The sequence below is a fragment of the Paenibacillus sp. CAA11 genome (genome assembly GCF_003060825.1).
Classification (GTDB): domain Bacteria; phylum Bacillota; class Bacilli; order Paenibacillales; family Paenibacillaceae; genus Fontibacillus.
This window is the reverse complement of sequence record NZ_CP028922.1, coordinates 4,667,734-4,681,046: the sequence shown is the minus strand read 5'-3', so window position 1 is coordinate 4,681,046 and position 13,313 is coordinate 4,667,734. Positions and strand designations below refer to the sequence as shown.

The window sequence follows — 13,313 nt, the reverse complement described above, 5'->3', positions numbered from 1 at the left end:
AGAGCGCAGCAGCAAAACAGCCATCCACTTCGGATGGCTGTTTTTGGAATGATGCTATAAGAAGAATAAGTTCTCTCTTATACTGAGGTTTCAATTACGCTTACGCCTTGAGGCTCGTTAAGATTTGCAGAAGCTTCAAGCTCTTTGGCATTCTCTTTACGCATTTGCTTGAAGTACCAGAAGAACACGGCAAGATAACCGACGATAGCCAACACAGCATAGAGAATGAGCTTCATATCTAGCGTCTTAACGGCGCTTCCCATGAGAATGGCGAGCATTTTCTCAATCGGATCAGAGTCTACAGAGGAGAACAATGTACCTTCCGCGAGACCGGCCGGGAAGTTGTTCATCGCTTTGGAGGTCTCTGTAACAAACTCAGCCACCAGGGTTGCGCCCCATAAGAACAGTGGAATCAGGATGACGCCAATAATGGTCATGCGCAGCACCCGTCCGCGGGTGACAACTAGTAGAGCCGGGGCTAGCACTGTCAGAATAATACCGCCCAGCGGAAGCACTTTGTTGCCTGGCAGGAAGATGGCAATCACAAGGAGGATCGGTGCCAGAATATTGGCAACCGCCCAGAGCTCCGCACGGGGAGCAAGAATAGGCCAGTCAATACCAACCAGGAGCTTTCTTCCTTTTAGGCGCTTGCTCATTTGCTTGGTAATCCCTTCCGAGAGCGGCTCAATGGCAGGTCCGAACCAGCCGCCGACAAGGCCGAACAGCTCCAGAGCAACACCGCCTACGAAGGCGAGGGTGAAGATTTCCTTTGCAGGCTGCTGTCCCAGCAGGCCAATAAATATGCCAAGATAAGCACCGATAGCAAACTTGCTGCCCCAAAAGCCGATTTTCTTGTTTAGCACTTCAGCGTTGAAGTCATATTTATCGATAAATGGAAGGCAGACATCAATAATTTTGTTGAAAATCATGACAAATGGCGCAACGAGCAGCGATGGGTGAGCGGTCGTTGTAATATTGGTTTTATCATATTTCAAGAGCTGATTAATCGTTGGCTTGAGCACATCGGCGTTAATCAGCATCAACATATAGATGACGGCGATAAAGACCGTGGTCAGAACAAGATTATCATTGGAATAGTACATGGTCAGCAGTCCGATCACGGACAGATTCCAGATATTGAACAGATCCACATTCAGCGTGGTGGTCCATTTCGTAATCAGCATTAAGAAATTCACAACCAGACAAATAAATGCAAAGTAGAGTGTGTAAACCGAACCCCAGGTAATTACGGCAAGGGGGGCCCATCCTAAGTCGGTAATAGACAGGGACACGCCGGTCTGTTCTACGAAGTTCTCCAGGGCTGGCGCGAATGAGCTGGTTAGCAGAGAGATAATGGAGCTCATCCCGGTTAAGGCAACGGCCATACGCAGCCCGCCTTCTATGGATTTAGAAATGGAAACGCCAACAATTAACGATAGAACTGTAATGATAATGAACATCATGGCGGGTCCGCCTAGGCCAATAAAAAAGTTAAAAGCTCCGTTTATCTTATCAATAAACATATGGAACCTCCTCATGGTTGCGTTTACTGTATGCGTTTGCGTAACCGGTTACGTCATTAGGGTGATTTTAATATAGCAGAGTGATTTTTAAAATGCAATTTAATTTTTAAGAGTTGACAGGTTAAAAATGGAGTGTTAAAACTTGAAGTAACCGGTTACGTAAAAAGGGAGATTTGATTTATGGTTACAATTCGCGATGTTGCCAGGGAAGCTGGCGTATCTGTCGCAACCGTATCAAGAATCATTAACAAGAAGGGCGAAGCCAGCCCTGAGACGATTGATCGCGTCAATAATGTGATTAAGAAGCTGAATTATAAACCGAATTCGATTGCAAAAAGCTTGTCAAAGCGAAATTCCGATCTGATTGCGCTGCTAGTGCCGACGATCAGCAATCCATTTTTTCCTGAGCTAGTGAAGGAGATCGAGGCGGCGGCGAATGAAAAGGGATACAATCTTTACTTGTGCAACAGTGATGATGAACGTGCCAAGGTGAAGTATTATCTTGATTCTATGGTGGACCATTATGTTTGCGGAGCCATCATTAACTCCTTGCACGTAAATGCCGAGGATTTGGCGATGCTGGAGGAGCGGGGGATCAAGACGATTACGATTGACCGTGCCAACTTCGAGCATCCCTTCTCGGCGGTGACCGTCGATCATAAGCAGGGGGCCAAGCTGGCAGTACAGCATCTGATCGAGGACCAAGGATGCGCTAATATACTGTTTATTTCCGGACCCAAAGACGAACAGAGCGCGAAGGATCGCCTGTCCGGTTTTGAACAGGCTGTCAGCGAATCGAGTCATCGGATACAGACCGACACGGTTTATGGTGATTTTGGCATGGAGAGCGGGTATCAGGCCGTTAAGTCCAAGCTTGAAGCAGGAGGGCGGTTTGACAGTATCTTCAGCTCGAATGATGCCATGGCGATCGGGGCTATCCGCGCTTGCAGCGAGTTTGGAAGAAATGTGCCGCAGGACGTTAAGGTTGTCGGCTATGACAACATCGGATTCTCATCCTATATGCTGCCTTCGTTATCTACGATTGATCAGCGTAAGGACGAGATTGGAAGAATTGCTGTAGATGAACTCCTGCGGCTAATTCAGAACAAGGATCTTGAACCCCAAAAATATAATTTAGAACCCCGGCTCTTGATCCGCAACTCTTCACAATAAGGACGGAGGAAGAAATACAATGCATAAATTAGGGCCCTCATTGATGTGCGCCGATCTGGTGAATCTCGAGCAAAATATTCGGGAGCTGGATGAGGCGGGTGTGGACTTTTACCACTTGGATATTATGGACGGACAGTTCGTTCCAAACTTTACATTAGGACCGGACCTGGTTAAGGCGGTGCGGAGGATCACGAACAAGCCGCTGGATGCTCATTTGATGGTTAAAGAGCCTGAGCGGCATATCGATCTGTTCGCCGATGCGGGAGCAGATATGATCTCGGTGCATCAGGAGGCCACAGATCACCTTCAGAGCACATTGATGAGGATTAAGAACCGCGGGCTGAAGGCCGGAGTAGCACTGAATCCGGCAACCCCGCCCGACGCACTAGACTATGTGTATGATATCGTCGATTACATCGTGGTGATGACTGTTAATCCTGGCTTTGCCGGACAGAAATTCATTCCGCTTATGTATGACAAAATTGCACAGATCGCAGATAAGGTTAAAGGCTACGGAAGAGATATAGAGATTCAAGTAGACGGAAATATCGGGGCAGCTACGATTCCAACCTGCAAGGAACATGGAGCCTCCATGTATGTACTGGGAACCAGCGCGGTCTTCAACAGCGCCCGTTCTCTCAAGGATAATGTCGCTGAAACCAGAAAACTTTTTAACGCATAGGAGGTAACTATCATGAAATATGACATCGTTGTGGTTGGAAGCATTAATATGGATGTTATTGTAGATGTGCCAAACTATCCGGAATACGGGGATACGGTATTCTGTAATTCTATTAAGATGACTCCAGGGGGCAAAGGGGCTAACCAGGCCGTAACGGTAGCCAGCCTTGGGAAGAGCACATGCCTGGTCGGTGCTGTGGGGAAGGACAGCGCGGGTACGCAGCTGTTGGATAACCTGATATTCAAGAGTGTAGATACGGCTCATATGCTCGAGATTGAGGGAGAAGGATCGGGCACCTTTGTATGTTTGATCGACAACACGGGCGAGAATACGATGGCAGGCACCAAAGGTGCGAACGATAAGATTACGGAGGCCGACATCAACCGGGTCTTTGAGCAGATCGAAGCCAAGATTCTGCTGATTCAAATGGAGACCAGCCGGGAGTCCATTCTGGCAGCCGCCAAAGCCGCTAAGGCCAAAGGCATGTATGTGATTCTGGACCCGGCTCCGGCAGAGGGCATCTTCGAAGAAGTATTCCAGTACGCCGACCTGATCCTGCCGAACAAGCAGGAGACCGAACGGATCACTGGTATTGAGGTAACGGACAGAGAAACGGCGCTTGAGGCTGCGAAGAAGCTGAGATCGCTCGGTATTCCCGATGTTATTGTCAAGATGGCCGAGAACGGAAGCCTGGTTTATCAGAATGAAGAAGTGAACTGGATCGACTCCATTAAAGTAAAAGCTGTAGATACAGTGGGAGCGGGTGACTGCTTTGCGGGAGCGATTGCTTGTGCGCTTCTGGACACTAACAATCTCGTAGAGGCCGCGAAATTCGCGAGCGTGGCTGCAGGAATTAAGGTGTCGCGGACCGGGGGTCAGGATGCCATCCCAACTTTGAAAGAGGTTCAAGAGTATATTGCGGTAGCATCTAATTAAGCATGTAATGATCGAAAAAAAGAGACTGTTCCCAGGTAGTAGTAGGTTGTTCTCTCTACTACGGGGACAGTCTCTTTATATTTACATAGATTCAGCGGTTCCCCGCAATTGAATGGATTACATGCGGCAGCTCATTCGCCTGTTATTTGCCTTGCTTGTCCGAATCTGCTGCGGTGATGCTTCTATCCGCATTAACTTGTAAATCCCGGGAAGCTGATTCGATAGCGGAAGCCGCCCAGTAGGATGGCTTCACATCCGGCCAGGCCTGCTTAGCTTCGATTTTCAGCGCAGGCCGGTCGAACAGCCGGTTCAGCACCGCTACCGCCTCTGCGCGGGTGAGCGTGTCATTCGGATGGAAGGAGCCATCCGGGAAGCCAACCATCAGCCCCGCGCTTTGCACGGCGGCGATGGCGGAGGCTGCCCAGCTGCTCTGTCCTTCCGCAGCGGACGCCGCCCCACTGCCGTCAAGCTTCAGGTTCTTCAGCTTGGCGGCAATGACCGCCATCTCGGCGCGGGTAAGCGAAGCATCGGGACGGAAGTGTCCGCTGCCGTCCCCGGTCAGGATGCCTGCGGCTGTCAGCTGCAGGATGGCCTTGGCCGCCCAGTGGGACTGTGCAACGTCCGAGTAGCTTCCTGCCGAAGCCGCCTGACTATCTGCCAGCTGGCGGGAGATCAGTGCTGCCATCTCAGCCCGGGTAACTTCCGCGGAAGGGCGGAAGGTGCCGTCTGGATAGCCAGAGATGTAGTGCAGGTAGGTTTTAAGGCTGCTCTCGGTTGAAATGATCGTGAAGGTACTGAACTTCTGCACCTCGATTTCAATGCCGACAGGGGTCCCTTCTGCATCGTACACGATGTCGCCCTGCTCAACCTCTTTCTCTCCGTCGCTGTGCTCAATGAAGACGCCAAGACCGCTCAGGAATTGCTGGCGCTCCTGCGGGTCAGACGGCAGGTTCACTCCGGTTAACGGGAACATGACCTTGGTCTTCTGATTCGCATAGTTCGTCTCAATCGTCATGGGTTGTCCTACCGCTTGAACATGACTGCCCTGCGCGTAGTCCTTCAGTTCTTTGGTATCCAGGACGCGTTCCTCAACCTGGCGGGTCTCATCTGCCTTGCGGATCGGCACGACCCGGAAGTACAGATCCTGGTTGCTGCCGGTTAGGCCGCTCAGGGAGTCTGCTGGCAGGGTCACTCTGGCGCCGCTTGCTTCGATGACTAGCCCCAGCTGTGCTTTCTGCAGCTTGAGCAGCGAGTCGTGGGCGATGCCGACCTTTACCTCGTCGGCAGGCTGATCCGGGAGGTCATCAATGACGATTTGGGCGGCTTTTACACTGCCAGCTGCTGCTTTGGCCAATATTTCATCAACCTTGGCGCTGTTCAGGGTCACGCTATCTATCGTCTTGCCCCCGGATTCCACCATCCGGGTAATAGGGACCTGTACGACCTGACTGTTCGCAGAGCTTGTGACCACTTTAGCCTGACGGGTCTGGGAAGCTCCTGTAGAGGCCGTGCTGTCTGTAGTGGTGCTTGTGCTGCCAGTACTTGCTCCGCTGCTGCTGTTGCCACCACTGCTGGAATCAGCGCTGCCGGAGCCGCCGTTGCCGGAGCCGCCGTTGCCGGAGCCGCCGTTGCCGGAGCCGCCGTTGCCGGAGCCGCCGCTGCCAGAATCGCCGCCGTTGCTGTCTCCGTTCGTTCCGCCATTGTTCTCCACAGGTGGCACGGATGGCGTCGCATCGCGGGTAACCTCTACAGTGTAGGTCTTGGTTGCTCCGCCGCGGGCAGTAACCACTAGGGTAATGTCATTTTTGCCTTCCTTCAAGGTAATCGGCTTCTCGGCTCCGGACTCTGCACTCGCACCGTTGACGGTTAGGGTTGCAGTAGGGTCCTCCAGCTGTGCGGTCAGGTTCAGTGTAGCCACCTGATTTGCCACTTGCAGCTTATAAGCCTCCTGTTCCGGCTGGAAGGCAGGTGTTAGACCGTCTATCCTGGCGGATAATGCAGTTAATTCATCAGAGACCACATGGACGGTCCGGATCTGTTCGGCTGCCGGCACGTTTGCCGAGTCGGATACATTGTAATGCAGCTGGTAAGTACCCAGTGTATTGGAATCTACCATTCCATTAACGGCTACATCACCTGTAATGTCTCCGTCTGTATCACCCGAAGCGGAATATCCCGGTTCCTGGTAAGCTTGTCCCTGCAGCAGGTACATTTCAAGTTCCCCTTGGAGAGTCAAGCTTGGCGGCAGAGCCGTAATGTCAAAGCTGACTTCGGCAGAACCGGTATCTATACCGTCACTCACGGTATAGGTGAACTTCGCCGTCCCCGTAAAATCGGGAGCAGGCTCAAACTCAATATCCCCATTCACAAGGCTGGCTGTACCGCCTACGGCAACACCTAAGCTGACAATACTTAAGTTCTGCTTGCTTTGTTCATCAACAGGGCCTGCGATATCGTTAGCCAATAACTTGGAAGCAGGAATAGTGAACTTCTGTGATCCTCTAGGAATGGACGGCAGCGAGTCATCTTGAGCAACCGGCGCATCATTCACTTCGTTAACCTCAATGTTCACAGGCACAGAATCACTTAACAGAGCTTCATTGTCCTCGCTTGGGGCAGCCTGCACAGTGAACCCGAAGCCGCTGCTGCCATGAGCATCAGGACTCGGCATAAAGCGTAATCCGGACATGCCCTCGGCGATGGTGATGTAGTCCCCATTATGAATCATGGTAGTTCCGTTATGCTGATAAAGCGTTCCGCCTTGAATGTCGGTAATCTTGAAGTAATTTGTTGTTGAGCCTCCCGCATTCGTAGGAGTAATCTCCAGACCGCTTGAAGTCATAGTGTCTTCATCGGTTGAGGCAGGGGTTATGACGGGCAGATCGGCACGCCCTTGAATGGTATAGCTGGCTGTGGCTGTAGCTGTCTCTGGCGTAACTATACCATTGGTAGTTCCGTCATCTGTAATTGTATATTTGAAGCTTGCAGTTCCCCGGAAATTCGGGCCTGGTGTGAACAGGACGTGTGTCTTGCTCTCATCCAGCACAGCATTTCCCCCAACGGGATTGCTGACGCTAACAACGGTCAGCTTCTCTCCTTGTTCATTGTCCGCACCGGTATTATCGTTCTCAAGCAGCTTCTCCACCGGAATAGACTGCTGGGGAGAACCCTCTGCAAGGTTGCCCAAGTTGTCATCCTGGGCTACCGGAGGATCATTGACCTCACTTACCGTGATGTAGCCGATGACCGGAGCGCTCAGCCCGGTGCCTTGATGATCGAGTGAAGCCTGCACCTCCACCGAGAACGTGTCACCTGCAGGACTGTTGGCATCCTTGGAAGGTTTGAATTTCAGTCCGGCGTCACCGTCAGCACGGCTGATGAAGTTTCCCTGCTTGAGCTCATAGGTCTCTGAGTTATCCAGCAGTGTACCGCCCTTGATTTCGCCAATCTTGAAGTACTGCACGTCTGTCCCATCATAAGGGCTCGGCGAGATCTTCAGCCCGCTGCCTGTCTTCGTGTCCTCGGCAGTAAAGGCATTCGTAATGGTTGGGGCATCGGCTACGGAGGTAATGCTCCAACTAACCTGAGCGGTCTGCTCTGCTGATTCTGGTATGCCGTCATCCTTCAGCTTGTACTGGAATCCAGCTGGACCGTTATAGTTCGGCGTCGGGGTGAATAGGACGCCTGAACCTTGAACGGTGATCGTACCGCCTTGGGCAGTGTTCGGCAGCGGAGTAACGGTCAGCTGCTGGCCGGATTCATTCGCTGGCCCTGCCTTATCGTTCTCAAGCAGCTTAGAGAAAGGGATCAGCCTTGGCGCGGTGTCCTCTTCCATGTCAGGGAGCGTGTCATTCACAGCGATCGGGTTGTCATTGACGGCTTGAACTGTGATGACAGCCTGCGCCGGATCACTTAGACCGGTTCCGTTCTGGTCCTTGGCTGCGCGCACATTGAAGGAGAAGATGTCTCCGCTCTCCGAATTGGCGTCCGGACTTGGCAGAAATTTCAATCCTTGCGTGCCTTCGCTAGCAGGAATGAACATGCCGTCGGTTACTTCTGTACCATTAAGCAAGTAGACCCGGCCTCCCTGAATCTCGGAGATTTTGTAATATTGTACCGCTGTTCCGTCCGCATCGGCAGGCGTAACCACAAGCCCGGAGGTATTCTTCAGGTCTTCATTCGTAGTTGCCGGAGTCACGGTAGGTGCGTGCGCCGGAGTTGGCGGGGCCGGTGGTGCCAGCTGAAGCTCGAGCTGAGGCGGATTGGGAGTAAACGTGTAACTGCTAGTCATGTAGTAGAAGTCTACTCCCGGCGTGACCTCTTCCCCTTTAAGAACTAGGGTTACAATTTTATCGCTACCAAGCTGGTCATTAATAAAGTTCGTCACATCGAACTCCATCCATGGCTGATCCATAGTGCCCAGGGTGACGGGAACCGGGGATATAATTTCCTGGTCGGTATCGTTAATTGGAGGCATCATGTCATTATCATCCCAGTTGTCGTCCGTGGAGCCTACGACGGCTACGGTTGGTGTGATCCCGTTGTTGTTATCGACGGTTGTTACTCTAATACGCAGAATAGCCTTACTCACAGGAGAGGTGACATTCCTGAGATCAAACTGTAAGGCGGAAACGGAATGTCCAATAGTGGGATCATTATAGAAACCGACTATATTTTCCGGCTCCTGCTGTGGGGATTTACCGCTGCTGTACCACTGCGTTTCTTGAGTGGGACTCTTAAGGAGCGGCGTCCCTTCAGCATGAACCTGTCCGTCCCATCCCGCCTGGGTGGAGAACAGGAGAGAGGAAATGGTTAGAACTGCTAAGCTTTTTTTCATGAATGAACCCCTTTCGAAGGTAGGCGCTTATACTAGGCAAGTGGTCTTGCAGCGCTGCTAGAGTAGTGAATCTGTGAGGTAAGGCTGCTTGTGGTTATGCGTCTAATCCCTTCTGCACTCCGTCATCTTAGGGATGATGAATAATAGGGGAGTTTCGAGCAGAACTATCACATTATTATTTTCGGCTGGAAGGGATAAATAGATAAGATTTTAATATAAAAATTTAAATATCAAACGACAGCTCTCCGAATCGGTACGCAGGCTTTGCGTGATCTCGCAATGAGATTTGCGCTCTCGCTCCCTGAACTATGCGGAGTATACAGATTCGCCAGAATAAAGGCATGTGTTAACTTGGGTTCAGATCAATGAACTTAGCCAAAATGGAGGAATCAAGACGAATGAACGCATGGGGCAGGTTGAAGGGTTTTGTCAATTTGGAGGATCGGCAGTATGAACATTTCCTCCGCAAGTATGAGGCTAGGGGATGGAAGCAGTTGATGTTTTACCTGCTGCTGGCTCTATTGCCGGGTGTGCTGACTTATATTCTTATCTATCATCTTCGAGAGCCGCTCATGGAACTTACGGGGCTCTCAAGCCATAACATGCAGTTCATCATCCTCGCGCTCATGGCTTCAGGCTGGCATATTCTCTTCCCGCTGGCTATGCTGCGTTATGCAGATAAGCTCACCTTCAAGGAATCGCTGCGTTACTTAGGCTTTGCCCGGCTCGATCTGAAGGGACTGCTGGTAGTTTTCCCGGCCCTTGTCATCCTCTTCACCCTTATTTCCCTGCCTTATATGAAATATGTATTTCCGCCGCTGAGCGGCTGGCTCGATTCGCTTCCTTTCTTCCATATGGGGGAGTGGCACATCTGGCGGTTGGGGTATTATGATTTTCCCTGGTATTTGCTTGTCATTGGCTTGATCGGAAATTTCATAGGCGAGGAAATCTACTTTCGGGGATATTTGCTGAGAAAAGTAGGCTCGCTCAAGCTGGACTGGCTTGTTATTGCGATCCTTTTTCAGATCTATCATATGTGGCAGGCTCCGCAGAACTGGGCTTTCATTCCACTCGCACCGTTCATTCCTGAGGAAATATGGATCAAGCTCCGCAAAAATATTTATGGCTCGATTCTCTTCCACGTCTTCATTAACTTCGTCTGGGGATGGATTACGGTTCAACTGGTTGGCGTATAAAATCTAACGACCTTAAGGCGTTCCTGGGTGGTAATATAAACCAGGGTGGGTGAGAGGATGAGATTAACGAAAAAGAGTTCCTATAAAATATACGCAGGGCTTGCTCTATTTCTGACCCTTGCTTGTTATATTCATGGGCAGTCCTTGCTTTACCCCTATATGGGGATTGAAGTCGAGCACCGGGAAGGGGTATGGCTGATCACCGAAGTGGAACGGGGAGCCGGTGCGGATGGGCTAGGCGTGAAGCCGGGGGATAGGCTAACGGCCCTGAATGGAGAGCCTGTCTCCCCAGAGCAAACAGGAGGTAAGTCTGGCTTAAGCCTAAGCCGAATCAAGACGTATACCTTCCAGCATGAGGGCGAGGAGCTGCGAGGCGTAACCGGGCCGAAGGATTGGATCAAGCAGCTGGTCGCCATAGGAACGGAGCTGCTGCTGCTCGCCATGGGAGGCTATGCCTATTTCAAGAAGCCCGAGTCGAAGCTCATCCGTAAATTCCTCGTGCTGAGCTCAGTGCTTGCTCTCATTATCATGACGGTCAACGCAACAGATATTTTGGCGGCTAACCTTGTACTGGTTGGCTGCTCCATTTGGATCTCTTACCTGATGCTTGATTTCTTTGCTGAGCTGTTATTTACGCGTCTTCATCCGTCTTCGGTTCGGATAAGGCAGGTGGCAAAGGCGCTGCTGAGCTTATTTACGCTGTATGCCTGGGCATTAACCAGCATGAATGTGTTCCTTGGCTGGATTCGGGAGGCGGTGCTGATCGAGTTGATCGCCGCTATAGGAATCATGTTCGTTCTGGGAGCCGTTAAATGGAGGAGTCTTGACCGCATCCGGCTAAATTATTTGCTGGTTCTAAGCACAGGCACCTTTTTTAGCTTCCTGCCGTTCGTGCTTCTATATGCGATTCCGAATCTACTGGGGGTTCCTGTTGTGCTGGCGCCAGAGTATGCTCTTCTTGGTCTGGTGCCATTCTTAGGAACACTGCTGTATATTGTGGTTAAGCAGAGAATGTTGGACATGCAGCTATATATCCCAAAGATCACCCTGCACACGCTGTATATCGTGGGGCTGTTCGCCCTTTATCTAGGTTCTCGTTCCATCCCGTGGGCACCCATTGTCTTTCTCTTGGGAGCATTGGTCCTTACGGGCGGTTATCATTGGTGGCTAAGGCGGCTTCGGCGCAGGGCCGATGGAGCGAAGGACTGGCTGGAACAGGAGAGGCTCAAGCTCTCCATCCATCTTGCAGAGAAGAAGAACAACCGGGAGCTTATCGGCATGCTGGTGGGCATTCTTCACCGGTTCATTGATGTGGAGGGGGTCTGTGTCATTTGGAGAGATAGCCGCCAGCCCATCGTTTATGGAACCGGCAGATTTGCGGAGCTGGAGGAAATGCTGCTGATGGATGAGGGAGATCGTGAGGCGCTGCTTGCGAAGTATCCTTTTTACGAGATACTCCCTATGGGCGAGAAAAGCTGTATATGTCTGGGTCAGAAAAAGAACTGCACGCTGTTCTCATCCGAGGAACTGCAGCTCCTTGAGACTGTGAAGGGGGAAATGTACCGGCTGCTTCTAAGTGCACAGACGCTTTCGAAGCTGCAGGCAAGCTATGCGGCCATGGGACTGCACAACCAGGCGGGGGACGCAGAAGCCCTGGCAGCCATGGAAGGAGGCGAGATATCCAAGGTGAATTACTTAGTATTGGAAGCTCTTGAGTCCGAGCGGGTTCACACCTCCTATTTCCTGCATGATCAGATTCTACAGAATCTAATCTTCCTCTCTCGTGATTTAGAGGAGCTGTATGCTAAGGGAGCTGTCAGCCCGGATAAAATCAAGCTGTGGCTTGATTGCGTATATGATTCGCAGCGCGAAATCCGCCAGCTGTGCGACCGGCTTCATCCGCATCTTGTAGACAAGATGGACCTTAGGGAATCGCTGCAATGGCTCATTCGTTCCATGAAGGAGCGGGTTAGAATCGATATTGGCCTGAATTACAGGCTGCCTGAACGGCTGCAGATGCAGGATCTGGTGAAGATGAGTGTATTTCGCATGATTCGGGAGCTTGTGAACAATGCGGTGAAGCATGCTGAGACTGCTGAGATCGCAGTCGATGTCTGGATGCTGGAGAATGTGCTTCATCTGCGGGTACGGGACCATGGAACAGGCTTTGATGCTGCGAATATTTACAGCCAGGATCTGGAGCGGCAGCATTTCGGCCTGATCTCCATTCATCATCAAGTTACCAATCTGGGGGGCGGCCTGGACATTCAGTCCTCGGCATCGGCTGGAACCGCCGTTCATATCTATATCCCGCTGCATAGGGAGGAGCATGCTTATGTCTGAACCGATTCAAATCGTCCTGCTGGACGACCACCCTCTGGTGATGGAGGGATTGAAGAGACGGGTAGAGGAAGAGGAGGACATGGAGGTTTGTGGTGCTTTCACCGATCCTCGCACTATTTTGCGTGAGCTGGAAAGGCTGCAGCCGCAGGTGCTCATCATGGATATCTCCATGCCGGAAATGGATGGATTTGAGGTAGCGCGGCAGTGCAAAGAGCGGTTCGGCCTGGATCTTAAGATGATCATGCTGTCCGGGTATACCTATGCGGAATTTTATCAGAAGGCTTATGAACTCGGAGCGCATGCTTACTTGTCCAAGCAGGCACCGTATCCGGAAATTATCAATGCGATCAGGCAGAGCGTGCGGGGACATATCCTAATTCCGGAGAAGCTAAAGCCAGGTGCCGGACAGGAGCAGCTGACCCCAACGGAACGTAGGGTGCTGGAGCTGATTGCGAAGGAGAAGAGTAACCTTGAGATCGCTGTAGATCTGTCCATGAGCAAGAGGACGGTTGAGTATCATATCACCTCGATCATTGGCAAGCTCGGAGTGAAGACGCGAATCGGCGCTGTGGCCAAAGGGTATGAGCTTGGGTTGATTCGCCATATGTATTGAACGACAACGA

Annotated in this window: 8 protein-coding genes; 6 read left to right on the top strand and 2 right to left on the bottom strand. The window is 51.4% G+C overall.

Going from position 1 to position 13,313, the window contains the following annotated elements; all coding sequences use genetic code 11:
- Positions 1-77 precede the first annotated feature (77 nt).
- Entirely contained in the window at positions 78-1,523 is a 1,446-nt protein-coding gene (locus DCC85_RS21790; protein ID WP_108467455.1) for a PTS transporter subunit IIC, read from the bottom strand.
- Positions 1,524-1,703: 180 nt separating this feature from the next.
- Here DCC85_RS21790 and DCC85_RS21785 point away from each other — a divergent pair, with 180 nt between their 5' ends.
- The 3 genes from DCC85_RS21785 to DCC85_RS21775 are packed head-to-tail and all read left to right on the top strand — an operon-like array spanning position 1,704 to position 4,314.
- Positions 1,704-2,696, top strand: a complete 993-nt coding sequence (locus DCC85_RS21785) for a LacI family DNA-binding transcriptional regulator (RefSeq protein ID WP_108467454.1) — start codon at positions 1,704-1,706, stop codon at positions 2,694-2,696.
- A gap of 19 nt (positions 2,697-2,715) precedes the next feature.
- On the top strand, positions 2,716-3,378 hold the full coding sequence (gene rpe / locus DCC85_RS21780; protein WP_108467453.1) for a ribulose-phosphate 3-epimerase: 663 nt from the start codon (positions 2,716-2,718) through the stop codon (positions 3,376-3,378).
- Between the two features lie 12 nt (positions 3,379-3,390).
- Entirely contained in the window at positions 3,391-4,314 is a 924-nt protein-coding gene (locus DCC85_RS21775; protein ID WP_108467452.1) for a ribokinase, read from the top strand.
- 142 nt (positions 4,315-4,456) lie between these two features.
- Here the strand turns inward: DCC85_RS21775 and DCC85_RS21770 are convergent, their stop codons facing one another.
- Positions 4,457-9,151, bottom strand: a complete 4,695-nt coding sequence (locus DCC85_RS21770) for a cadherin-like domain-containing protein (RefSeq protein WP_108467451.1) — start codon at positions 9,149-9,151, stop codon at positions 4,457-4,459.
- Positions 9,152-9,549: 398 nt separating this feature from the next.
- Between DCC85_RS21770 and DCC85_RS21765 the strand changes: the two genes are divergently transcribed.
- Genes DCC85_RS21765 through DCC85_RS21755 form a run of 3 tightly spaced genes read left to right on the top strand, consistent with a single transcriptional unit; the run spans position 9,550 to position 13,303 of the window.
- Positions 9,550-10,347 (top strand): CPBP family intramembrane glutamic endopeptidase, encoded by a 798-nt coding sequence (locus DCC85_RS21765; RefSeq protein ID WP_234414268.1) that lies wholly within the window; start codon positions 9,550-9,552, stop codon positions 10,345-10,347.
- 57 nt (positions 10,348-10,404) lie between these two features.
- On the top strand, positions 10,405-12,690 hold the full coding sequence (locus tag DCC85_RS21760; RefSeq protein ID WP_108467449.1) for a sensor histidine kinase: 2,286 nt from the start codon (positions 10,405-10,407) through the stop codon (positions 12,688-12,690).
- Positions 12,683-13,303 (top strand): response regulator transcription factor, encoded by a 621-nt coding sequence (locus tag DCC85_RS21755; protein ID WP_108467448.1) that lies wholly within the window; start codon positions 12,683-12,685, stop codon positions 13,301-13,303. The genes DCC85_RS21760 and DCC85_RS21755 overlap by 8 nt, the downstream gene beginning before the upstream one ends.
- Positions 13,304-13,313: the final 10 nt, after the last annotated feature.

Bases quoted from the DNA above. Each gene is read 5' to 3' on its own strand.
- DCC85_RS21755 (WP_108467448.1), top strand. From the start codon at position 12,683: ATGTCTGAACCGATTCAAATCGTCCTGCTGGACGACCACCCTCTGGTG.
- DCC85_RS21790 (WP_108467455.1), bottom strand. From the start codon at position 1,523: ATGTTTATTGATAAGATAAACGGAGCTTTTAACTTTTTTATTGGCCTA.
- DCC85_RS21775 (WP_108467452.1), top strand. From the start codon at position 3,391: ATGAAATATGACATCGTTGTGGTTGGAAGCATTAATATGGATGTTATT.
- DCC85_RS21785 (WP_108467454.1), top strand. From the start codon at position 1,704: ATGGTTACAATTCGCGATGTTGCCAGGGAAGCTGGCGTATCTGTCGCA.
- DCC85_RS21765 (WP_234414268.1), top strand. From the start codon at position 9,550: ATGAACGCATGGGGCAGGTTGAAGGGTTTTGTCAATTTGGAGGATCGG.
- DCC85_RS21770 (WP_108467451.1), bottom strand. From the start codon at position 9,151: ATGAAAAAAAGCTTAGCAGTTCTAACCATTTCCTCTCTCCTGTTCTCC.
- rpe (WP_108467453.1), top strand. From the start codon at position 2,716: ATGCATAAATTAGGGCCCTCATTGATGTGCGCCGATCTGGTGAATCTC.
- DCC85_RS21760 (WP_108467449.1), top strand. From the start codon at position 10,405: ATGAGATTAACGAAAAAGAGTTCCTATAAAATATACGCAGGGCTTGCT.